This is a genomic window from Citrobacter sp. CK188 (genome assembly GCF_030333525.1).
Classification (GTDB): domain Bacteria; phylum Pseudomonadota; class Gammaproteobacteria; order Enterobacterales; family Enterobacteriaceae; genus Citrobacter_B; species Citrobacter_B koseri.
Genome location: NZ_JAOWFU010000033.1, coordinates 207,467 through 228,541 on the forward strand (window position 1 = coordinate 207,467; position 21,075 = coordinate 228,541).

General features: G+C 51.9%; 20 protein-coding genes and 3 pseudogenes. 5 read left to right on the forward strand and 18 right to left on the reverse strand.

Annotated features, from left to right (window positions below):
• The first annotated feature begins 2 nt into the window (after positions 1–2).
• Both nagK and cobB read left to right on the forward strand, forming a co-directional pair.
• Positions 3–914, forward strand: coding sequence for an N-acetylglucosamine kinase (gene nagK, locus OGV67_RS12540; RefSeq protein ID WP_058669012.1), 912 nt, complete (start codon positions 3–5; stop codon positions 912–914).
• A 15-nt stretch (positions 915–929) separates the two neighbouring features.
• On the forward strand, positions 930–1,751 hold the full coding sequence (gene cobB, locus OGV67_RS12545) for a Sir2 family NAD+-dependent deacetylase (protein ID WP_115609374.1): 822 nt from the start codon (positions 930–932) through the stop codon (positions 1,749–1,751).
• A gap of 101 nt (positions 1,752–1,852) precedes the next feature.
• On the opposite strand, the gene potD is transcribed toward cobB, so the two are convergent.
• Genes potD through potA form a run of 4 tightly spaced genes read right to left on the reverse strand, consistent with a single transcriptional unit; the run spans position 1,853 to position 5,677 of the window.
• Positions 1,853–2,899, reverse strand: a complete 1,047-nt coding sequence (potD, locus tag OGV67_RS12550; RefSeq protein ID WP_071258216.1) for a spermidine/putrescine ABC transporter substrate-binding protein PotD — start codon at positions 2,897–2,899, stop codon at positions 1,853–1,855.
• A 24-nt stretch (positions 2,900–2,923) separates the two neighbouring features.
• Positions 2,924–3,703 (reverse strand): spermidine/putrescine ABC transporter permease PotC, encoded by a 780-nt coding sequence (potC, locus tag OGV67_RS12555; RefSeq protein WP_012132793.1) that lies wholly within the window; start codon positions 3,701–3,703, stop codon positions 2,924–2,926.
• A complete protein-coding gene (gene potB, locus OGV67_RS12560; protein ID WP_049011765.1) occupies positions 3,700–4,557 on the reverse strand; it encodes a spermidine/putrescine ABC transporter permease PotB in 858 nt (285 codons plus the stop codon). The genes potC and potB overlap by 4 nt, the downstream gene beginning before the upstream one ends.
• Positions 4,541–5,677, reverse strand: coding sequence for a spermidine/putrescine ABC transporter ATP-binding protein PotA (gene potA / locus OGV67_RS12565; protein WP_012132791.1), 1,137 nt, complete (start codon positions 5,675–5,677; stop codon positions 4,541–4,543). The genes potB and potA overlap by 17 nt, the downstream gene beginning before the upstream one ends.
• Positions 5,678–5,927: 250 nt before the next feature.
• Between potA and pepT the strand changes: the two genes are divergently transcribed.
• Positions 5,928–7,154: a peptidase T gene (gene pepT / locus OGV67_RS12570; protein ID WP_047457474.1), complete on the forward strand. Its 1,227-nt coding sequence runs from the start codon at positions 5,928–5,930 to the stop codon at positions 7,152–7,154.
• Positions 7,155–7,264: 110 nt separating this feature from the next.
• Here pepT and roxA read toward each other — a convergent pair whose 3' ends face one another.
• The 9 genes and pseudogenes from roxA to OGV67_RS22160 form a co-directional block, all read right to left on the reverse strand.
• Positions 7,265–8,386 carry a [50S ribosomal protein L16]-arginine 3-hydroxylase gene (gene roxA, locus OGV67_RS12575; protein ID WP_047457471.1) on the reverse strand — a complete coding sequence of 374 codons (1,122 nt, stop codon included), beginning with the start codon at positions 8,384–8,386 and terminating at the stop codon, positions 7,265–7,267.
• 92 nt (positions 8,387–8,478) lie between these two features.
• The gene (phoQ, locus tag OGV67_RS12580; protein WP_012132787.1) at positions 8,479–9,942 is read right to left on the reverse strand and encodes a two-component system sensor histidine kinase PhoQ; all 1,464 of its coding nucleotides are present in this window, start codon (positions 9,940–9,942) and stop codon (positions 8,479–8,481) included.
• Positions 9,942–10,613, reverse strand: a complete 672-nt coding sequence (phoP, locus tag OGV67_RS12585; RefSeq protein ID WP_024130426.1) for a two-component system response regulator PhoP — start codon at positions 10,611–10,613, stop codon at positions 9,942–9,944. Before phoP ends, phoQ begins: the two co-directional genes overlap by 1 nt.
• 65 nt (positions 10,614–10,678) lie before the next feature.
• A complete protein-coding gene (locus tag OGV67_RS12590; RefSeq protein WP_115614858.1) occupies positions 10,679–11,107 on the reverse strand; it encodes a site-specific integrase in 429 nt (142 codons plus the stop codon).
• Positions 11,088–11,462 (reverse strand): annotated as a pseudogene (locus tag OGV67_RS12595) (recombinase RecT); the annotation flags it as partial. The pseudogene OGV67_RS12595 and the gene OGV67_RS12590, both read right to left, overlap by 20 nt.
• Positions 11,425–11,788 (reverse strand): annotated as a pseudogene (locus tag OGV67_RS12600) (RecE family exodeoxyribonuclease); the annotation flags it as partial. The pseudogenes OGV67_RS12600 and OGV67_RS12595, both read right to left, overlap by 38 nt.
• Before the next feature lie 234 nt (positions 11,789–12,022).
• Positions 12,023–13,174 carry a type I restriction endonuclease gene (locus OGV67_RS12605; protein ID WP_110494337.1) on the reverse strand — a complete coding sequence of 384 codons (1,152 nt, stop codon included), beginning with the start codon at positions 13,172–13,174 and terminating at the stop codon, positions 12,023–12,025.
• Between the two features lie 21 nt (positions 13,175–13,195).
• Positions 13,196–13,690: a S24 family peptidase gene (locus tag OGV67_RS12610; RefSeq protein WP_502873433.1), complete on the reverse strand. Its 495-nt coding sequence runs from the start codon at positions 13,688–13,690 to the stop codon at positions 13,196–13,198.
• Positions 13,647–13,898, reverse strand: coding sequence for a helix-turn-helix domain-containing protein (locus tag OGV67_RS22160; RefSeq protein ID WP_502873434.1), 252 nt, complete (start codon positions 13,896–13,898; stop codon positions 13,647–13,649). Before OGV67_RS22160 ends, OGV67_RS12610 begins: the two co-directional genes overlap by 44 nt.
• A gap of 184 nt (positions 13,899–14,082) precedes the next feature.
• Here OGV67_RS22160 and OGV67_RS12615 point away from each other — a divergent pair.
• A pseudogene (locus OGV67_RS12615) lies at positions 14,083–14,873 on the forward strand (PBSX family phage terminase large subunit); the annotation flags it as partial.
• 411 nt (positions 14,874–15,284) lie between these two features.
• Here the strand turns inward: OGV67_RS12615 and purB are convergent.
• From purB to rluE, 5 genes are read right to left on the reverse strand one after another with little or no spacing between them, the layout of a single operon-like run.
• A complete protein-coding gene (gene purB / locus OGV67_RS12620) occupies positions 15,285–16,655 on the reverse strand; it encodes an adenylosuccinate lyase (protein ID WP_012132704.1) in 1,371 nt (456 codons plus the stop codon).
• A 3-nt stretch (positions 16,656–16,658) separates the two neighbouring features.
• The gene (hflD, locus tag OGV67_RS12625) at positions 16,659–17,300 is read right to left on the reverse strand and encodes a high frequency lysogenization protein HflD (RefSeq protein WP_024130407.1); all 642 of its coding nucleotides are present in this window, start codon (positions 17,298–17,300) and stop codon (positions 16,659–16,661) included.
• Positions 17,301–17,335: 35 nt separating this feature from the next.
• Entirely contained in the window at positions 17,336–18,442 is a 1,107-nt protein-coding gene (mnmA, locus tag OGV67_RS12630; RefSeq protein WP_024130406.1) for a tRNA 2-thiouridine(34) synthase MnmA, read from the reverse strand.
• Between the two features lie 54 nt (positions 18,443–18,496).
• A complete protein-coding gene (locus OGV67_RS12635; RefSeq protein ID WP_012132701.1) occupies positions 18,497–18,958 on the reverse strand; it encodes an NUDIX hydrolase in 462 nt (153 codons plus the stop codon).
• A 9-nt stretch (positions 18,959–18,967) separates the two neighbouring features.
• Entirely contained in the window at positions 18,968–19,621 is a 654-nt protein-coding gene (gene rluE / locus OGV67_RS12640; protein WP_012132700.1) for a 23S rRNA pseudouridine(2457) synthase RluE, read from the reverse strand.
• A 172-nt stretch (positions 19,622–19,793) separates the two neighbouring features.
• Here rluE and icd point away from each other — a divergent pair, with 172 nt between their 5' ends.
• The gene (icd, locus tag OGV67_RS12645; protein WP_047457457.1) at positions 19,794–21,044 is read left to right on the forward strand and encodes an NADP-dependent isocitrate dehydrogenase; all 1,251 of its coding nucleotides are present in this window, start codon (positions 19,794–19,796) and stop codon (positions 21,042–21,044) included.
• Positions 21,045–21,075 lie beyond the last annotated feature (31 nt).

Below are 21,075 nucleotides of genomic sequence, written 5' to 3' on the forward strand. Positions count from 1 at the left end.
TGATGCATTACGGGTTTGACATTGGCGGGACAAAAATTGCCTTAGGCGTGTTTGATAACGAGCGACGTTTGCGCTGGGAAAAACGCGTACCGACGCCACGCGAAGGCTATGAGGCTTTTTTAACGGCGGTCTGCGATCTGGTGGCGGAAGCCGACCAGCAGTTTGACGTAAAAGGCTCCGTGGGCATTGGTATTCCCGGGATGCCGGAAACGGAAGACGGAACGCTGTATGCCGCCAATGTTCCGGCCGCCAGCGGTAAACCGCTCCGCGCCGATCTCAGCGCCCGGCTGGATCGTGATGTTCGCCTGGATAACGACGCGAACTGCTTTGCACTGTCGGAAGCCTGGGATGATGAGTTCACGCAGTATCCGCTGGTCATGGGGCTTATCCTCGGGACGGGCGTAGGCGGCGGACTGGTGCTCAACGGTAAGCCGATCACCGGTCGCAGCTATATTACCGGCGAGTTTGGTCATATGCGTTTGCCTGTCGATGCGCTCACCCTGATGGGGTTCGATTTTCCTCTGCGTCGCTGCGGCTGCGGTCAACTGGGCTGCATCGAAAATTATCTTTCCGGCCGCGGGTTTGCGTGGCTGTATCAGCATTACTATCATCAACCTCTACAGGCGCCGGAGATTATTGCTTTGTGGGAGCAAGGTGATGAACGCGCGCGTGCGCATGTTGAACGTTACCTGGATTTACTGGCGGTCTGCCTGGGGAATATCCTCACGATCGTCGATCCCGATCTGGTGGTGATTGGGGGAGGATTATCAAACTTCACTGCTATAACAACGCAACTGGCAGACAGGTTGCCACGTCATCTCCTTCCTGTTGCTCGTGTACCGCGTATTGAACGGGCGCGACACGGTGATGCGGGCGGGATGCGCGGCGCTGCCTTCTTACATCTTACCGATTAATCAAAAGAGGTTGTTATGCAGTCGCGTCGGGCTCATCGATTAAGCCGTTTTCGTAAAAACAAACGCCATTTGCGTGAACGCCTGCGTCAGCGAATCTTTTTCAGAGACAGAGTGGTGCCGGAAATGATGGAAAAACCAAGAGTATTAGTTCTTACTGGAGCGGGAATCTCTGCCGAATCCGGCATTCGTACATTTCGCGCCGCTGATGGTCTCTGGGAAGAGCATCGGGTAGAGGATGTGGCGACCCCGGAAGGGTTTGCCCGCGATCCAGAACTGGTTCAGTCATTTTACAACGCCCGCCGTCAGCAGTTGCAGCGGCCTGAGATTCAGCCCAACCCGGCGCATGTTGCGCTGGCAAAACTGGAAGAGGCGCTGGGCGATCGTTTCCTGCTGGTGACGCAAAATATCGATAATCTGCATGAACGCGCGGGCAACAAGAATATCATTCACATGCACGGCGAGCTGTTGAAAGTGCGCTGCTCCCAGAGCGGGCAAATTCTGGACTGGACGGGCGATGTGACCTCAGACGATAAGTGCCATTGCTGCCAGTTCCCGGCTTCGCTTCGCCCGCACGTCGTGTGGTTTGGTGAAATGCCGCTTGGCATGGATGAGATCTATATGGCGCTGGCGATGGCGGATGTGTTTATCGCTATCGGAACATCCGGGCATGTTTATCCGGCGGCCGGGTTTGTGCATGAGGCCCGCCTGCACGGCGCGCATACGGTCGAGCTAAACCTTGAACCAAGCCAGGTTGGCAGCGAGTTTGAAGAGAAATATTATGGCCCGGCAAGCCAGGTCGTACCGGTGTTTATTGAGAAATTATTGAAAGGACTGTGATTTTTTTGCCGGATGGCGGCGAATGCCTTATCCGGCCTACGGTTCGCATTTGTCCAGGCCCGATAAGCGCAGCGCTATCGGGCATTTTTTACAACGCTGAATTAGCGTCCCGCTTTCAGCTTCTGATAATACTCTTCATAGATAGCACTGGCGGAACCCACGTCGTTCTGCCATTCCCCTTTGTTGATGGTGTCGGCATCAGGGTAGAGTGATTTATCATTTGCCACTTCAGGGCTTAACAGCTTACGTGCGGCCAGGTTCGGCGTCGGATAACCGATGGTTTCCGCCACTTCTTTCGCCACATCCGGGCGCAGCAGGAAGTTGATCAGCTTCAGCGCGCCTTCTTTGTTTTTGGCGTTCGCCGGAATAGAAAGGCTGTCCATCCAGAAAATACCGCCTTCTTTCGGCCAGATAACCTCAAGCGGCGTCCCCGCCTGACGTGCAACGTACGCAGAACCGTTCCACACCATCCCCAGGTTGACTTCGCCTTCCATATACGGGTTAGCCGGGTTGTCGGAGTTGAACGCCGCCACATTTGGCATCAGTTTTTTCAGTTCGTTATACGCCGCTTCAATCTCTTTAGGATCGGTGGTGTTGCCGGAGTAACCCAGCTTACGCAGCGCCATCTGGAACACTTCACGCGCATCGTCAGTCAGCAGCAGGCCGCCTTTATACTCAGGCTTCCACAGGTCAGCCCAACTGGTGACGGTTTTCGGGTCAATTTCGTCGCTGTTAACGCCAATTGCCGTTGCGCCCCAGATATACGGGATGGAGTAGTCGTTATTCGGGTCAAACGGTTTGTTGAGCATTTCAGGATCGAGGTTGTGGAAGTTGGTTAACTTCGTTTTGTCGATCTTCTGGATCATGCCCTCTTTACGCATTTTATCGACGTAATAGGTGGAAGGCACCACCAGGTCGTAGGCGCCGTCTTTATACGTTTTCAGCTTGGCATACATGGTTTCATTCGACTCGTAGGTCGAATAGATAACCTTAATGCCCGTCTCTTTAGTGAACTGTTCCAGCAGTCCTGGTGGAACATACTCGGTCCAGTTGTAGAAATAGAGCGTGTTGTTGTCATCAGCGTGAGCGGCGCTCATGCCCAGTGCCAGAGCACCCGCCGCGAGCAGGTGGCGTGACCATTTTTTCATTTAACGTCCCCTGAATAGTGGGCCTCAACGGCCCTTGGTTTTATCACGAGCAATAAGCTGGCTGGCGATGACCATAACCAGCGACAGAACCAACAAAATCGTTGCCAGCGCGTTAACTTCCGGCGAAACGCCGACTTTTACCATTGAGTAAATTTTCAATGGCAGAATCTCATAGCCAGGCCCGGTGACGAATGACGAAACCACCACGTCATCCATCGACAGGGTGAAACTGAGCAACCAGCCAGCCGCGACCGCAGGCATTGCCAGCGGCAGAATGATCTTACGCAAAATCGTGACTTCACTGGCTCCAAGGTCTTTTGCCGCTTCCAGCATCCGCACGTCAAACCCTTTCAGGCGCGAGTAAACGGTAACGACCACGAAGGGCAGGCAAAAGGTGATATGCGAAAACAGCAACGACCAGAAGCCCAACTGGATGCCGAGCAGCATAAACAGCACCAGCAGTGAAATCGCCATTACAATATCCGGCGACATCATGACGACGAACAGCATGCCGCTGACAAACGGTTTACCGCGAAAACGATAGCGATACAGCGCCACTGCCGTTAGCGAGCCGATGATCGTGGCAAAGGTGGCCGAGAACACCGCCATCGTCAGCGAGTGCTGTGCCGCCTGCAACAGGCTGTCGTTATTCATCAGCAGGCTGTACCAGTTGGTGGTAAAGCCCTGCCAGTTGATGCCAAAGCGCGAACTGTTAAAGGAGTTCACAATCAAGATGATGATTGGAATATACAGGTACGCGTAGATAGCGGTCATAAAACCGCCACGAAGCAGTCGACCGATCATTCGAGTTCCACCTTCTTATTCAGCAGCCGCGATGCGCGCCAGTAAACCAGCAGCATCAGGCCCATCACAATCGTCAGCGTAATGCTGGTGGCTGCGCCAAACGGCCAGTCGCGAATGTTCAGGAACTGAACCTTAATAACGTTACCAATCAGCAGGTTCTTTGCTCCACCCATCAGGTCAGAGACATAGAACAGCCCCATCGCCGGCAGCATCACCAGCAGACATCCGGCGATGATCCCCGGCATGGTCAGTGGAATAATAATGCGAATAAAGGTCTGCAATTTACTGGCGCCCAGATCGCGGGCGGCCTCCAGCAGCGGCTTATCCAGTTTTTCAATGCTGGAGTAGAGCGGCATCACCATAAACGGCAGCAGGATATAGACCAGACCGATAATGACCGCGCCCGGCGTGAACATGATGCGGATCGGGGCGTCAATCACACCCAGCCACAGCAGGAACTCGTTGAGATAGCCCTTGGTGCTGAGAAAAATTTTCAGGCCGTAAATACGGATCAGCGAGTTGGTCCAGAACGGTACGATCAGCAAAAACAGCAGCAGCGGACGCACTTTTTCCGGCAGTTTCGCCAGAAACCAGGCAAAGGGATAGCCGAGCACCAGGCAGGCGAAGGTGGCGATGAGCGCCATATTGAGGGAATGCAGCAAGACCTCAAAATAGAGCGGATCGAGCAGACGAGCGTAGTTATCCAGCGTAAAGACCATTTTGACGAAGTTCGCGTCATCACGGGTCAAAAAGCTGGTACCAATAATCATCAGGTTGGGCAGAAAGACAAACAACACAAGCCAACCAACGACAGTGACAATCACCACATTCTGGAATTTACTTGTGTTCTTCATCAGCCAGTACGACCTCCCAGCTTTCTACCCAATTAATGGCCATTTTTTGGTCGAGAGAGTGGTCGAAGTCAGGATCGTCTTCATTGAAGAATTCGCTGACCATCACCATTTTGCCATTTTCCAGTTCGACGACGGATTCCAGCGTCATGCCTTTGTAGTTGCGCTCGCGCACGTAGCCAATGAGACCTTCAATGTGGTTATCATCGTTAATTTCATCAACGCGCAGATCTTCCGGGCGTAACAGTACGTTCAGTTTCTGACCAGGAACGACGGCAAAGTTAACATAAATATTGCACTCGCGTCCTTCTACATTGGCGCGTACGCGTTGTTCGTCGAGACGTTCAATTACCGTGGCGTTAAACATGTTGATTTCGCCAATGAATCCGGCGACGAACAGGTTTTTCGGTTCCTCATAGATTTCTCGCGGCGTGCCGTCCTGCTCAATAATGCCGTCGCGCATCACCACGATACGGTCAGACATGGTTAGCGCTTCTTCCTGATCGTGCGTAACGAACACAAAAGTGATGCCCAGCTTACGCTGCAACGCTTTCAGTTCGTTCTGCATCTGCTTTCGCAGCTTGTAATCCAGCGCGGAGAGGGATTCATCCAGCAGCAATAAACGCGGTTTATTGACGACGGCGCGGGCGATGGCCACACGCTGCTGCTGCCCGCCGGAAAGCTGATGCGGCTTTCGCTGCGCAAACTCTTCCAGTTGCACCATGCGCAGAGCGTCGGTGACGCGAGGGGTAATCTCGGCGGCGGGGGTTTTCTGCATGCGTAAACCGAAAGCCACATTTTCAAATACGGTCATGTGGGGGAATAACGCATAGCTTTGAAAGACGGTGTTCACATAGCGGTGTTCCGCTGGAACGTCGGTGATGTCCTGGTTATCCAACATAATATGACCGGCATCAACATTTTCCAGACCGGCAATCAGGCGCAGAACGGTTGTTTTACCGCAGCCAGAGGGGCCAAGCAGCGTGAGGAATTCGCCGTTATTGATGGTCAGATTCAGATTAGAAATGACCTCTTTTCCGTCGAAGCTTTTGCGAATTCCCGCCAGTTGTACCAGCGGTGAAAGCGAACGCGGTTGTTTATTCAATTTTTTACTCTGTCCCATGTAGACGCAACGGATGGCTGACCGATGCGGGGTTTGTGGTTAACCACCTTGGTGACTCTTAATGAGGGCGGTCATTCTACGGCAAACCGCTAAAATCGCCAATCCTTGTTGCGAATTACTGGCTTAGCTTTATAGTCAGAAAAAGTGTCTACGCGAAATATTCTCGTTTGCAGGGATAAAAGTGACCTGACGCAATATTTGTCTTTTCTTGCTTATTAATAATGTTGTCACGAAAAGTGAGGGTGACTGCATGGATAAACTACTTGAGCGTTTTTTACACTACGTGTCGCTGGATACCCAATCAAAGGCGGGCGTACGGCAAGTGCCCAGCACTGAGGGCCAGTGGAAATTATTACATTTGCTCAAACAACAGCTTGAAGAAATGGGGCTGGTGAATGTCACGTTAAGTGACAAAGGGACCGTCATGGCGACGCTGCCAGCCAACGTTGCTGGCGATATCCCCGCGATTGGTTTTATCTCTCATGTGGATACCTCACCTGATTTCAGCGGTAAAAATGTGAATCCGCAGATTGTGGAAAACTACCGTGGTGGCGATATTGCGCTAGGGATCGGCGATGAGGTGCTGTCGCCGGTGATGTTCCCGGTTCTGCATCAACTGCTGGGGCAGACGCTGATCACCACTGACGGGAAAACGCTGCTGGGCGCTGACGACAAAGCGGGCGTGGCGGAAATCATGACCGCGCTGGCGGTACTGAAACAGAAAGACATTCCGCACGGTGATATTCGCGTGGCCTTTACGCCGGATGAAGAGGTCGGAAAAGGGGCGAAACATTTTGACGTTGAGGCTTTCGGCGCGCAGTGGGCTTATACCGTTGATGGCGGCGGCGTAGGGGAGCTGGAGTTTGAAAACTTCAATGCGGCCTCCGTGAATATCAAAATCGTGGGCAATAACGTACACCCCGGTACGGCGAAGGGCGTGATGGTGAATGCGCTGTCGCTGGCGGCGCGTATTCATGCCGAGGTTCCGGCGGATGAGAGCCCGGAGACGACTGAAGGCTATGAAGGCTTCTACCATCTGGCGAGTATGAAAGGCACCGTTGATCGTGCGGATATGCACTACATCATTCGCGATTTCGACCGCAAACAGTTTGAAGCCCGCAAGCGCAAAATGATGGAGATCGCTAAAAAGGTCGGGAAGGGGCTGCACCCGGACTGCTACATCGAGCTGGTGATCGAAGACAGCTATTACAATATGCGTGAGAAAGTGGTCGAACACCCACATATTCTCGATATTGCACAGCAGGCAATGCGTGACTGCGATATTGTGCCGGATATGAAGCCGATTCGTGGCGGCACTGACGGCGCCCAGCTTTCGTTTATGGGCTTACCGTGCCCGAACCTCTTTACCGGCGGCTATAACTATCATGGCAAGCACGAGTTTGTGACGCTGGAAGGGATGGAGAAAGCGGTGCAGGTGATTGTGCGTATTGCGGAGCTAACTGCGAAGCAGCAGTAATGGTGTCGTGGTGTGATGGCGCCGGATGGCGCTTCGCTTATCAGGCCTACCGTGCGTAGGCCTGATAAAACGCGTTCGCGTTGCCATCAGGCTCAATCGCAATAACTTATTTACCCTTCGAAGAACCAGTACCCGCTGTTGACCAGCGCGGCCAGCATTGCGAGGAACGACGGGTCTTCCAGCGCATCGCCAAAATTCTCGGCGGTCAGCACGATGTGACTGGAGAGCGCCTCCAGCGCCGGGCGGTGCGGAGAATCAATCTTCTCACCGTTGGCGTAGACCTCATCGCCAATGCGCAGGACGCGTAAGCCGCCCAGACGCACCAGCACATCGCCTTGTTTCAGCGCATCATAGATCTCATCCGGCTGATACGGCGGTTCCGGCGGCGCGATGTCCAGTTCGTGACGAGACTGGGAGATAAATTCGCCAAACCACTGTTTAAAGTGTTCAGGCTGATTGATCAGGTCGAGCATCATTTCACGCAGCTTGTCCATCTCCTGCGGCAGAACGTCGGCAGGATGCTCGCGCGGCGGGATATCCGGGTCGCTGTAATAGGTGCTGCCCAGCTCGCGTTGCAGAACGTAGTCGGCAAAACCGCTGATCAGTTCACGCGTATTCGGCGCGCGGAAACCAACCGAGTAGTTCATCGCGTTTTCCAGCGCGTAGCCTTCGTGCGGGAATCCTGGTGGGATATACAGAATATCGCCGGGCTCCAGCTCTTCATCAATGATGGCTTCAAAAGGATCGACCTGGAGCAGGTCCGGGTGAGGGCAATGCTGCTTCAGTTGCAGCTTCTCGCCTACGCGCCAGCGGCGGCGACCGGTTCCCTGAATGATAAAGACATCGTACTGATCCAGATGCGGACCCACGCCGCCGCCAGGGACGGAAAAGGAGATCATCAGATCGTCAATACGCCAGTCCGGCAACGCGCGGAAAGGGCGCATCAGCGCAGCGGTAGGTTCATGCCAGTGGTTTACGGCCTGAACCAGCAGCGACCAGTTGTTCTCGCCGAGATGGTCGTAACTCTCGAATGGGCCGTGGCTGACCTGCCATTTACCATCCTGATGACTGACCAGACGGCTATCGACTTCGCTTTCCATCGCCAGTCCCGCCAGTTCGTCAGGGGAGAGCGGATCAATGAAGTTGTTGAACCCACGTTTTAACACCACCGGGCGTTTTTGCCAGTGGCGTTCAAGAAATTCGGGCCAGTTAAGTGTTAATTGATATTCCATGTTGATTATCTGCAGGCTGGTATCTGACACCGATTATAACGGATGCTTAACGACATGCGGTGAAGAACATACATAAATATTACACGCCAGCGTCATTCATCGCGCTGAATCGGGTGCTGGCGACCAAAAATCACCTCCATCCGCGCTCCGCCGAGCAAACTGTCACCGGCGACGATCTTCCCTTCATATTGCTCAGTGATCTCACGGGCGACCGCCAGCCCTACGCCTTGCCCTGGTCGCAGGGTGTCAATGCGCTGACCGCGATCGAAAACCACATCACGCTTGCTTTGCGGAATGCCCGGGCCGTCGTCTTCTACCAGAATATGCAGATGCTCATCGGTCTGCCGGGCTGAAATTTCGACAAACTCCAGGCAGTATTTACAGGCGTTATCCAGCACGTTGCCCATCACTTCAACAAAGTCATTCTGCTCGCCGACGAAGCTGATTTCCGGCGAAATATCGAGGCTAATGTTGACCCCTTTACGCTGATACACCTTATTGAGCGCGCAGGTGAGATTGTCCAGTAACGGAGCTACGGGGTGTAGCTCGCGGCTGAGTAACACGCCGCTTCCGCGCATGCTGGCGCGATGCAGGTAATAACCAATCTGCTGGGATATACGGCTGATCTGTTCCAGCATGACCGGTTCGGCGTCGCTGACGCTCATTTTTTCGCTGCGCATTGAACGCAGGGTGCTCTGCAATACCGCCAGCGGCGTTTTCAGACTATGGGTGAGATCGGTTAACGTGGTGCGGTATTTATCATAACGTTCACGTTCGCTCTTTAGCAGCCGGTTGAGGTTGCGCACCAGGCTGGTCAGTTCCCGCGTGGTTTCCGGGTTGAGCATTTCACGGTGGTGTTCTTCCAGCTCGCGCACTTCACGCGCCAGCGCTTCGATAGGGCGTAAACTCCACCATGCGGCGACCCAGAGCAACGGGATGACTAACAGCAGGTTTGCCGCCAGAACATAAATAAACCAGCTCCAGACCATATACGAGCGTTTCAGCTCAATGGGGATGGTATCGACAACCACTATCGTCAGTTGCGGCATCCGCGCGGTAGCCGGATAGACATTCACCGCCACGGAGTGGGTCATTTCCGCATCGTCGTCATCTTCCCGCACCTCTTTGAGCTGCTGTTGGGCGGAATGATCTTCACTCAGCAATGTGCTGGTAGCATCGACATCGGCTTCAATTTCATGAAAACCGTTGGCTTTCAGCCATTCCGGCTGGATACGTTTCTCCAGCCAGGGAACGTTGCGCTGCGCCCATAACAACTTGCCGTTCTCATCATAGATCAGTGTCATCGTGGGGCTTTGCATATCGAGATTTTCCGGGATCTCGATATTGATTTTATTGTTTTGCCATGACGCGAGGGTGTAGAAAAGGTTGCTCTCACCGCGTAACAGGCGAAAGGTTGTCTTATCAAAACTGACGCTGTAGCCAACCAGCGCGACCATGCCGTAGGCCAGAGAGAGCACCAGCACAACGCCTGCCGTCGCCAGCAGAAAGCGCAGGCGCAGCGATAAAGGAAAAAGATGACGCAGTAATTTATTCATTAGCGCAGTTCGAACAGGTATCCCTGACCACGGACGGTGGTAATCACATCATCAGGATATCGCGCCTGAATTTTTTTGCGTAAGCGCCCCATTAATACATCAATGGTATGGCTTTCACGCAGTTCCGCATCCGGGTAGAGTTGTAGCATCAACGAATCTTTGCTGACGACTTTGCCATTATTGCGGATCAGTGTTTCCATAATGGTGTATTCAAACGCCGTCAATTTTATCACTTCATCATTTACGGACAATTCACGGCGGGAGAGATCCACCTGAAAAGGCGGAATAGAGATAACCTGCGAGGCCAGACCGCTGTTGCGGCGCATTAACGCCTGCATACGCGCGACCACTTCTTCAATATGAAACGGTTTTGTCACGTAGTCGTCGGCGCCGGCGCTCAGCACTTCCACTTTATCCTGCCAGCCTTCACGGGCGGTTAATACCAGAACAGGAAGGGAAACGTCATTGCTGCGCCAGCGGCGGATCAGCGAAAGCCCGTCTTCATCCGGGAGGCCTAAATCGACGATGGCGATGTCCGGCAGATGCTCGTTAAGATAATAATCGGCTTCCTTTGCATCTTCTGCGTCATCAACCTGGTGCCCCAAATCCTGTAATTGAACCTTCAGGTGGTGGCGTAATAAGGCATTATCTTCGACAACCAGTACGCGCATCATCTTTTCTCCCTAAATTAACGGTATTAGTAGTTTAACGCTGATTGTGTGGATTGAAACCAGCGTTATGAAATTAAATGACTTTTTTCATACTCCCTCGCCCGTGGGGGCCTCATCCCTGTATGTACTGCAATAATGATGATTAATGCCTGGCTACGGGGAAGGGCGGCTATCAGTGCCTGGTACTCATGAAGTAAAAGTGGATCGGGATCATTTTTAGATAACTTGAGTCGCGACACTCCTTCATAAGGAGCATGCAATATAAACTGGCTTCGGTTTGCAAGCTTCAGCATTTCTGATAAAACAGCCATCTGTTTATTGACTGTTGAGGGCGCGCGCCCATTTTTGATGCGGTTTGGCATTGAAGGGTTGAAAACTTCCCCGGTCAGGAGTTCTTTGCGGTAATTCAGAATATCTGCGTGCTGAATATCAACCAGGCGTGTGTTCTCGCCCACGACTCGTTTCAGGGTGTTAACGGTAATGAAAACGGCCATGAATGGCACTGGAACTGGAGATTACCGCGTTGACAAGTTGCGCCTTGTATCCAAGAACACCGTTAACCAGATGCGTTTTTTGCGCCACCGCGTATGGGTTCATGCCCCACTGCATAGCCTGCACCACGATAGCCATACAGTCGACTGGTTTTCCTGCAAGGTGCGCTGGTACAGTCACTTGGGAATCGGCCATCAGATTTGCGAACGCGGTTAACTGGCCCAGCGTCTGTACGTTAAAAATCGCGTTACTGGCAGAAATGGTGTTTGGTGCCTGCTGCTCAGTGGTAACAATATTTGTGTTTTCCATGATTTCCCCCTTATGCCTGTACGCGCAGCGCTTCAAGGCGGCGGACATCAAAATCATTGAGTTCTTCGGCGTAATCTTTGGTAATCGGTGCCAGCCATTCGCCTGTGTCGAACCCGTTCGCTATGGCGCGCATTGCTTTGCGGTATTCCAGCATGCCGAGTTTCAGCAATTCTTCGGATGCTTCGACGATGGCGATCCAGTGGTAGTTCTCGTCTTTGTTGACGAATACCCAGAAAAACTGGTCCAGTGCTGCGGTTTCGCAGTACATGGCAGCGCTCAGGCCTGTTCCACATGCTGATAGTCTTCAGGTCCGCGCCGATGTCGATTTCAAGGTCAGGGCGTACGCGGATTTCCAGCTTGGTTTCCTCATTAATAAAGCCGGCCTGCTGAGAATTAGAAGTCTTATGTGCTTAGTGTTTCGCGATGGATTAAGGATAACCATGGTTATCTGCAATGCCCGTAACTTAACTTATAGTTATAATAATTAAGTTATATATTCATGATAACAAAGAGAATTTCATTTTATGAAATTGGGGCATGGATAGCAGAAGTGGATTGGTTGCTTTAGGATGGGGAGGAAGAAACCGGCCATAAGGCCGGTTATGTTCTTACTTCTTGCGGAAATTTTCGTCGTTTTTTACGTACTCAAATGAATCAAGAACCAATCCCGATATCCTCAAAATATCTTCAGGATTATCCATGTAAATTCTTGAAGCATCGCAGGTTAACCCTGCTCTAGAGATTTCATTAATTGTTATGTCATTCAATTCTATAGGTAGCTGGATCGATGATTTTGATTTCTTATCATAGTAGCGAACTATCCAGCGGTTCGTTTTACCCTGGAAGAGAACACCGAAGTACGATGCAGTGTCTTTGTATTGAATGTCGTGCTCAGATCCAATGATGGATACGATTTTATCAAAGAGCTGCCTTTCTTTATAAGTCGTGACAATATTAGGATTATCGGGATCTACAACATCCGCCTGTGCGTCAGACTTTTCTTGTTCGTTATCATCATGAACTTCATCGTTCGGGGATTCTGTTGAGTTTTTTCCTGATAGCCCAGAAACTACCATGGCACTTACTGATAATTCTACTGCTTGTTTAACTAATGGAGTTATCGACTCAAGAAATCTTTGGTTCAATTGCCTTTCTACATTCGATCTGCTTGCTACATATCTAACAAATTCCTGGTCAACTTCTCGAAGGCTTGAACTTATTGTTTTAGTAAAAGCGGAAAGGTATACGCTTTCTTCTGCGAGAGTTCTTAAGGCTTCTGGTTTGAACTTATCATGCCTAAATCTAAATAGTTGCTCGGCATCGGCGTCCGTAACTTCATCCATTCTTATTTTTAAGAATGGAGTGGGATCCATAATGTTCTTCTCTTTTAGATCAGTAAAAAACCGCCACTCAACTCCATTGGTTATGGCTGAGATTGTCACTTCTGGGGTTGAGTTAAAATATCTTGATAGCTGTGGGCAGTGATTATCAATTTTTTCTTTATAGGCTTTGGCCTCAATGAACATGACTGGAATCCCTTGACAAAACAAGGCATAGTCAACCCGCTCATTAGCTTTCACCCCAGGAAAATCAGCACCGTATTCAGCTTTTACTTTTTGTGGATCGTATGGACTAAAACCGAGAATATCCAAAAAAGGTAAAATTAGTGCCTGTTTTGTTGTTTCTTCAGTAGTGCAATGCAGTCCAACGTTTTTAACATGCTCACTATGAAGTTTTAACCTGTTTTTAAATGCATCCATTTGGGGTGTCCCATGTCTGTGTTAATAGTCTAAAACTGACCACCAAAAAACTCTGCCTATAATTTCTATATCTCCTAGATTTTTATCCTCAGATGGATACTCAGCACTATTGTAACTGCGAATGCTGATCATCTCGGGTCCTGTGCGATAAAGCAGTTTAATTCTTTTCCACCCATCTTCGTTGATGGCATACATTTTCCCATCAATGATTTTTTTATCTTTCGTATTTACAGCGACCGTAGTGCCATCAGGAATATTAGGTTCCATACTATTTCCTCTGGCGGGGAAACATAGAACACCTGAACCGTCGGTGTTAGCTCCTACCTTGCGCAGAGTAGCTTTTGAAAACCTCAGCTTAAAACCGTTGTAATCGTCGTCAGAAACCCTGCCATCACCACAAGCAAACTCTATATCTCTCAAAAAAGGGATCTCCACCTCATCTTCAGGAAGCTGCGTATTTCTGTCCCATGAGTCAATTTTCCCCCATTCTTTCTCTGGGGGGGGTGTTGTCTTCATGACGCATCGGTCCGCTTCCTGCGCTTAGCCATTCTGGTCTGACGCTTAGCGCGCGCGAAAGCTCAACCATTTTACGGCTGCCATTTGTCTTTCCTGATGTCATTTTTTGAATCGCCGGTTGTGAGAGTCCAACACGTTCAGCTAGCTGTCCTTGGGACAAGCCAGTGGCGGTCATAGCGGCGATTAATCGTTCTGCGAAGGTTTTCATACAGTCAATTTATAACCGTGGTTATAGAAAGTAAAATAACAAATATTATGGATTGATTGTATAATTTTAGTTATTTTTTTTCATTATTAATTACCACTTGAGGAATGCGTCATGAATTTGGTTATTTATAGGGCGCTGAAAATTGTGGGAAGCCAGCAAAGACTTGCTGACGCCTGCGGAGTTTGATGAAGCTGAATCAGTCAGTGAAATAGCTTGGCTGAAACTCAGCCCAACAGTGCGCGAAGAAGGCTCAGAGATTTGGGTGACGTGGAACCCGGAGCGCGACGGTAGCGCCACTGACAAGCTTTTCCGCAAAGAAGCAGGTGACGACTGCATCACCGTTGAGATGTGAACTATACGGATAACCCGTGATTCCCCGACGTGCTCGAAGGAGAACGCCTGAACGACCAGCGCCGACTCGACCCTGCTACCTATGACTGGGTGTGGGAAGGGACTTACCTGGAAAACTTGGATAAACAGGTTCTGGCCGGTAAATACCGGGTCGCCGAATTCTCAGATAATCTCTGGAAAGAGGCCGAGCGCTTGTTCTTCGGCGTCGACTTCAGTTTTGCCAAAGACCCGAACACGCTGGTGCGTTCATTCATTCTGCATAACAGGCTGTACATCGAATATGAAGCATACGGTCAGCAAACAGAGCTGGACCACATGCCGGAGCTATACGACACAATCCCCGGGTCGCGTGAATGGCCCATTACAGCCGACTCGGCGCGCCCTGAGACAATCAGCTATCTCAAGCGGCAGGGTTTCAAAATCTCAGCCGCCGAGAAGTGGCAGGGAAGCGTTGAGGACGGGATCGCACATCTTCGTGGCTTCGACGAGATAATCATTCACCCGCGCTGCAAGAAGGTAGCGCGAGAGGCCCATATGTGGTCGTACAAAACAGACCGCATAACCGGCGAGGTGTTGCCGAAACTGGCCGACGGTTATGAGCACTACTGGGATGGCATTCGTTAAAGGTATAGCAAAGATCTCTAAATTGCTTGGTGTTACTGCTGCTGCCTGAATTTATAAACTGATTATTTTCAAACCCTGCTTCGACAGGGTTTTTATTGGTTTTCGGTATGGATTTTGGGGGCGGATCTGGGGGCAAATAGTAGGTTAGGGGCAACTTTAGGGGCGATAAAATACCTGATATTGTCTGCTATTGTCCGATGAGTACATTCCCCAACTTTTTGATATTGTTATAAATATATGTTTTTTTAAATTGTTTATTTTTTTCATTCGCAGTCTAACGCTGATTGTGTTGCGGCGGGGATAAACATTTCGTAAACCGGGGGGAGAGTTATGCCGGATGAGTCTCCGGCATTGGGGGCGCTGAATATCGGCCGGATAAGATGCGTTAGCATCGCTATCCGGCAGGGGGGATTACTTTAGCTCGTCAACCATAGTGATGGCGCGACCAATATAGTTGGCCGGGGTCATCGCCTTCAGGCGCGTTTTCTCTTCTTCCGGCAGGGCCAGACTGTCGATAAACTGCTTCATGCCTTCGGCGTCAACACGTTTGCCGCGCGTTAACTCTTTCAGCTTCTCGTACGGTTTCTCAATGCCGTAGCGGCGCATTACGGTCTGGATCGGCTCTGCCAGCACTTCCCAGTTGTGATCCAGTTCATCCAGCAGACGATCGCGGTTCACTTCCAGTTTGCTTACGCCTTTCAGGGTGGACTGATACGCGATCAACGCATAGCCAATACCGACGCCCAGGTTACGCAGCACGGTGGAGTCCGTCAGGTCGCGCTGCCAGCGGGAAACCGGCAGTTTGCTTGCCAGGTGTTGCAGTACGGCGTTAGCCAGGCCCAGGTTGCCTTCGGAGTTTTCGAAGTCAATCGGGTTAACCTTGTGCGGCATGGTGGAAGAACCAATTTCACCCGCGATGGTTCTCTGTTTGAAGTGGTTGAGCGCGATATAACCCCAGACGTCGCGATCGAAGTCAATCAGGATGGTGTTAAAGCGCGCGACGCAGTCAAACAGCTCTGCGATGTAGTCATGCGGTTCAATCTGTGTGGTGTACGGGTTCCACTGAATACCCAGCGACGTCACAAACTCTTCGCTGAAATGGTGCCAGTCCACTTCCGGGTAAGCGGCAATGTGGGCGTTATAGTTACCGACCGCGCCGTTGATTTTACCAAGGATTTCCACCTGGTTTAACTGGCGGAACTGGCGTTCCATACGGTAAGCCACGTTAGCCATCTCTTTCCCCATCGTGGACGGCGTAGCCGGTTGACCGTGGGTACGGGAGAGCAGGGGAATGTCGCGATACTGAACGGACAGATCTTTTACTGCGTCGATCAACTGACGCCAGTACGGCAGGATCACTTCGTCGCGCGCGGTTTTCAGCATCAGCGCATGAGACAGGTTGTTGATGTCTTCAGAAGTACAGGCGAAGTGGATGAACTCTGAAACCGCATGCAGTTCCGGGATATCCGCCACTTTTTCTTTCAGGAAATACTCAACAGCCTTCACGTCGTGGTTCGTCGTGCGCTCAATGGTTTTGATACGCGCGGCATCTTCTTCATTGAAGTTCGCGACGATCGTATCCAGGAAACCGTTTGCGTCGGCAGCAAAAGCAGGAACTTCCTTGATCGCTGCGTGCGCGGCCAGTTTTTGCAGCCAGCGTACTTCAACCTGTACACGGAATTTCAGCAAACCGTATTCGCTGAAAATCCCGCGCAGCGCGCTGACTTTATCGCCGTAGCGTCCATCGACAGGGGAAACGGCGGTCAGTGAGGATAATTCCATAGATCACAACTCCGGGGTTAAATGAGCAAGAATTTGTTTTGCCTGAGTGGTCAGGCGATTACGAGAAAACATTAATTGCAGGCGGCCACCGCCGACCTGGTGCCAGAGCACTGCGGCACGGATACCGGCCAGAAGCGAGGCGCGAACTTTTGCCTGCACCTGCGGGCTTTGCAGCACGGCGGGTGAGCCCGTCACCTGAATGCGCGGCCCCAGCGGGCTGATGACATCGACATAAATACCGGCCATCGCGCTCATCAGCGTTTCTGATTGCAGGTCAAAATGGTCAAGCTGACGCTGTAAGCCGTTAATGCGCTCGCCCAGCATGTCCAGCGCGCCTTTGGCGGCTGACAGTTTGCGCTCCAGCACCATCAGGCTCAGCGTATAGCGCGTCAGCTCTGCGTTCAGCCCCTGGCGGCTACTGGCATTCAGGACGCCTAGCAGGGTTTCCAGACCGAGGCGAAGGTTCGCTTCGCTGCCGCCGAATACGCCCAGCGTAGAGCTGGGGTTCATATCGATAACGCTGTTCAGTGAAACGTGTAGCGCATCGGCATCACAGTGCCCCTGGTGCGCCAGCTGTTGCACCAGGCGTGCTGACTGGCAAATACCTGCCAGTGCGAGGGTGATGTCATAATAATTCTTTGCCACGATCACTGCTTCCTTGTATCAGTTATAGAGAATAATTATACCGGCAGAGGCAGGCGCTGCTCGATAATACCGCCGCCGAGGCACACTTCTCCGTTATAAAAGACAGCCGACTGACCCGGCGTTACTGCGGCTACCGGCTCATCAAAAATCACTTCAATGCGTTCGTCATCCAGCGCTTTCACGGTGCACGGAATGTCGGTCTGGCGGTAGCGGGTTTTCACCGTGCAGCGCAGGGTGCCGCTAAACGGTTCGCGATCGACCCAGTGAAGCTGTTGGGCAATCAGGCCGACGGACATCAGACGTGGATGCTCATGACCCTGAGCGACAACCAGAATGTTGTTCTCGACATCTTTATCGACCACGTACCACGGATCTTCGGTGCCTTCTTTGGTGCCGCCGATACCCAGACCTTTACGTTGTCCCAACGTGTGGTACATCAACCCCTGGTGCTGACCGATTTCGTCGCCGTCTACGGTGATGATTTTTCCTGGCTGCGCCGGGAGATAGCGACCGAGGAACTCGCGGAATTTACGTTCGCCGATAAAGCAGATGCCGGTAGAGTCTTTTTTCTTCGCGGTGATCAGACCGAGGTCTTCGGCAATTTTGCGTACCTGCGGTTTTTCCAGTTCACCGACCGGGAACAGGCTTTGGGCGATCTGCTCATGGCCGAGCGTGTAAAGGAAGTAGCTCTGATCTTTGTTACCGTCGAGCCCGCGCAGCAGGCGGCTTTTGCCGTCCACATCCGCGCGACGGACGTAGTGACCGGTGGCGATATAATCAGCGCCCAGATCTTCAGCGGCAAATTCGAGGAAGGCTTTAAATTTGATCTCTTTATTACACAGAATATCCGGGTTTGGCGTGCGGCCCGCTTTGTACTCTTCCAGGAAGAGTTCAAAAACGTTGTCCCAGTATTCTGCGGCAAAGTTTACGGTATGCAGTTCAATGCCAAGTTTGTCGCAAACGGCCTGCGCATCAGCCAGGTCGGCTGCCGCTGTGCAATATTCCTCACCGTCGTCCTCTTCCCAGTTCTTCATGAACAGGCCTTCTACCTGGTAGCCCTGTTGTTGCAACAGCCAGGCGGAAACGGAGGAGTCGACACCGCCGGACATGCCGACGATCACTTTTTTTGGGCTTTCTGACATTGGAATACTCACGACATTGAACTTCAAGGCGGCGTATTCTATCACGCAGCCCTTTTACTTGACACCCTCTGTAAACGGCCAGTTAAATTCGCCGATGATCGCCAGCGGATAACGTTGCCCGTTCTGCCAGCAACGAATGCTCTCGGCAACCAGCGGCGAACGCAGGTTGGGGGCGTTGAGGATCGCGTCGGCGCTGACCCAGCGACAGCAGTCAATGTCGTTGTCGTGAGGTTCAGTGGCGCACATTCTGGTAAGTTCAATGGAAAACAGGAAACGCAGGAACGGCGTGTTGTCCGGCGCGATCCATTGATGCAGACGAATAAAGTGCTGGGGTTGCGCGGTAATCCCTGTCTCTTCCCAGAGTTCGCGCGCGGCGGCTTCCACCAGCGTTTCGTCGGCTTCCAGGTGTCCGGCTGGCTGATTCCAGAGCGCTTTGCCGTTAATGGTCTCTTCCACCACGAGGAATTGACCTTCTGCATGGACGATGCAGGCGACGGTGACGTGCGGTTTGAACATGGTTTTTCCTTAATCGGTAGCGTCTCGCCATTCGCCGTTGGCAAGATTATCCAGCGTGTAGTTGCCCATTGCGTAGCGGATCAGTCGCAGCGTAGGGTGGCCGACGTGCGCCGTCATACGCCGTACCTGACGGTTACGGCCTTCATATAAGGTCACTTTGAGCCAGCGGGTGGGAATACTTTTTCGTTCGCGAATCGGTGGCGTTCTCGGCCACAGCCATTCGGGTTCGTCCACCACCTCAATACCCGCAGGCAGAGTGGGGCCATCATTGAGCGTCACGCCATTGCGCAGGGCTTCCAGCGCTTCTGCGGTGGGTTCGCCTTCAACCTGAACGTAATAAATCTTACCGGTACGTTTGCCGGGCTGCGTCAGACGAGCCTGCAATGCGCCATCGTTGGTGAGCACCAGAAGACCTTCGCTGTCCCTGTCCAGACGACCTGCTGCGTAGACGCCCTGGACAGGAATATAGTCTTTTAATGTGCTGCGCCCGGCCTCATCCGTAAATTGCGGCAAAACATCGTAAGGTTTATTGAACAAAACCACGCGTTTTGGCTGGTTTTCTTTCCGCCGCTTAGTGACTTGTCGTGAGCTGAATCGCTCAACCCGGTGATTTCTAAAAGAAGTTTTTTGCATGGTATTTTCAGGGCTTATCAATTGCCGCATTATAGCCTAATAACGAGTGTCTTTCATGGCAGCAAACAATAGGGTAGTATTGACACGCTCATTACAAATCATTAACAAAAAAGTTGCTCTAATGCATCCGTGTCGCAGGACGCAAACGCACATGCAGCGTGATGACAGACGAGCAAACCAGAAGCGCTCGAAGGAGAGGTGAATGGAAAGCAAAGTAGTTGTTCCGGCGGAAGGTAAGAAGATCACCCTGCAAAACGGCAAACTCAACGTTCCTGAAAATCCGATTATCCCGTTCATTGAAGGCGACGGTATCGGTGTTGATGTAACCCCAGCCATGCTCAAAGTGGTCGATGCCGCTGTCGAGAAAGCCTATAAAGGCGAGCGTAAAATCTCCTGGATGGAAATTTACACCGGTGAAAAATCCACTCAGGTTTATGGCCAGGATGTCTGGCTGCCTGCTGAAACCCTGGATCTGATTCGTGATTATCGCGTGGCCATCAAAGGCCCTCTGACTACCCCGGTCGGCGGCGGTATTCGTTCCCTGAACGTGGCGCTGCGTCAGGAACTCGACCTGTACGTGTGTCTGCGTCCGGTTCGTTACTATCAGGGCACCCCAAGCCCGGTTAAACACCCTGAACTGACCGATATGGTCATCTTCCGCGAAAACGCTGAAGATATTTATGCAGGTATCGAATGGAAAGCCGACTCTGCGGATGCCGAGAAAGTGATCAAATTCCTGCGTGAAGAGATGGGCGTGAAGAAAATTCGCTTCCCTGAACACTGTGGTATCGGTATTAAGCCGTGTTCCGAAGAAGGGACCAAACGTCTGGTGCGTGCGGCGATTGAGTATGCCATCGCTAACGACCGTGATTCTGTGACCCTGGTTCACAAAGGCAACATCATGAAGTTCACCGAAGGCGCGTTTAAAGACTGGGGCTACCAGTTAGCGCGTGATGAATTCGGCGGTGAGCTGATCGACGGCGGCCCGTGGGTCAAAATCAAGAACCCGAACACCGGCAAAGAGATCGTGATTAAAGACGTGATCGCCGATGCGTTCCTGCAACAGATCCTGCTGCGTCCGGCTGAGTACGACGTGATTGCCTGTATGAACCTGAACGGCGACTACATCTCTGACGCTCTGGCTGCGCAGGTTGGCGGTATCGGTATCGCGCCGGGCGCGAACATCGGTGACGAGTGCGCGCTGTTCGAAGCGACTCACGGTACTGCGCCGAAGTACGCGGGCCAGGATAAAGTTAACCCGGGCTCCATCATTCTGTCTGCTGAGATGATGCTGCGCCACATGCAGTGGTTCGAAGCCGCAGATCTGATCGTCAAAGGGATGGAAGGCGCGATTGCCGCGAAGACCGTCACTTACGATTTCGAACGTCTGATGGAAGGCGCTAAGCTGCTGAAATGTTCCGAATTTGGCGACGCGATCATCGCAAATATGTAATCCAGTTTCTGGGTTAAACAAGAACGGGAGC

What these genes read in the sequence shown, in the direction of transcription:
- potC (WP_012132793.1), bottom strand. Translation starts at nt 3,703, where the DNA reads ATGATCGGTCGACTGCTTCGTGGCGGTTTTATGACCGCTATCTACGCG.
- phoP (WP_024130426.1), bottom strand. Translation starts at nt 10,613, where the DNA reads ATGCGCGTACTGGTTGTCGAAGATAATGCCTTATTACGCCACCACCTG.
- potA (WP_012132791.1), bottom strand. Translation starts at nt 5,677, where the DNA reads ATGGGACAGAGTAAAAAATTGAATAAACAACCGCGTTCGCTTTCACCG.
- potD (WP_071258216.1), bottom strand. Translation starts at nt 2,899, where the DNA reads ATGAAAAAATGGTCACGCCACCTGCTCGCGGCGGGTGCTCTGGCACTG.
- purB (WP_012132704.1), bottom strand. Translation starts at nt 16,655, where the DNA reads ATGGAATTATCCTCACTGACCGCCGTTTCCCCTGTCGATGGACGCTAC.
- nagK (WP_058669012.1), top strand. Translation starts at nt 3, where the DNA reads ATGCATTACGGGTTTGACATTGGCGGGACAAAAATTGCCTTAGGCGTG.
- phoQ (WP_012132787.1), bottom strand. Translation starts at nt 9,942, where the DNA reads ATGAATAAATTACTGCGTCATCTTTTTCCTTTATCGCTGCGCCTGCGC.
- potB (WP_049011765.1), bottom strand. Translation starts at nt 4,557, where the DNA reads ATGAAGAACACAAGTAAATTCCAGAATGTGGTGATTGTCACTGTCGTT.
- OGV67_RS12605 (WP_110494337.1), bottom strand. Translation starts at nt 13,174, where the DNA reads ATGGATGCATTTAAAAACAGGTTAAAACTTCATAGTGAGCATGTTAAA.
- OGV67_RS12635 (WP_012132701.1), bottom strand. Translation starts at nt 18,958, where the DNA reads ATGTTCAAACCGCACGTCACCGTCGCCTGCATCGTCCATGCAGAAGGT.
- icd (WP_047457457.1), top strand. Translation starts at nt 19,794, where the DNA reads ATGGAAAGCAAAGTAGTTGTTCCGGCGGAAGGTAAGAAGATCACCCTG.
- rluE (WP_012132700.1), bottom strand. Translation starts at nt 19,621, where the DNA reads ATGCGGCAATTGATAAGCCCTGAAAATACCATGCAAAAAACTTCTTTT.
- pepT (WP_047457474.1), top strand. Translation starts at nt 5,928, where the DNA reads ATGGATAAACTACTTGAGCGTTTTTTACACTACGTGTCGCTGGATACC.
- OGV67_RS12590 (WP_115614858.1), bottom strand. Translation starts at nt 11,107, where the DNA reads ATGGCCGTTTTCATTACCGTTAACACCCTGAAACGAGTCGTGGGCGAG.
- roxA (WP_047457471.1), bottom strand. Translation starts at nt 8,386, where the DNA reads ATGGAATATCAATTAACACTTAACTGGCCCGAATTTCTTGAACGCCAC.
- OGV67_RS22160 (WP_502873434.1), bottom strand. Translation starts at nt 13,898, where the DNA reads ATGAAAACCTTCGCAGAACGATTAATCGCCGCTATGACCGCCACTGGC.
- OGV67_RS12610 (WP_502873433.1), bottom strand. Translation starts at nt 13,690, where the DNA reads ATGAAGACAACACCCCCCCCAGAGAAAGAATGGGGGAAAATTGACTCA.
- mnmA (WP_024130406.1), bottom strand. Translation starts at nt 18,442, where the DNA reads ATGTCAGAAAGCCCAAAAAAAGTGATCGTCGGCATGTCCGGCGGTGTC.
- cobB (WP_115609374.1), top strand. Translation starts at nt 930, where the DNA reads ATGCAGTCGCGTCGGGCTCATCGATTAAGCCGTTTTCGTAAAAACAAA.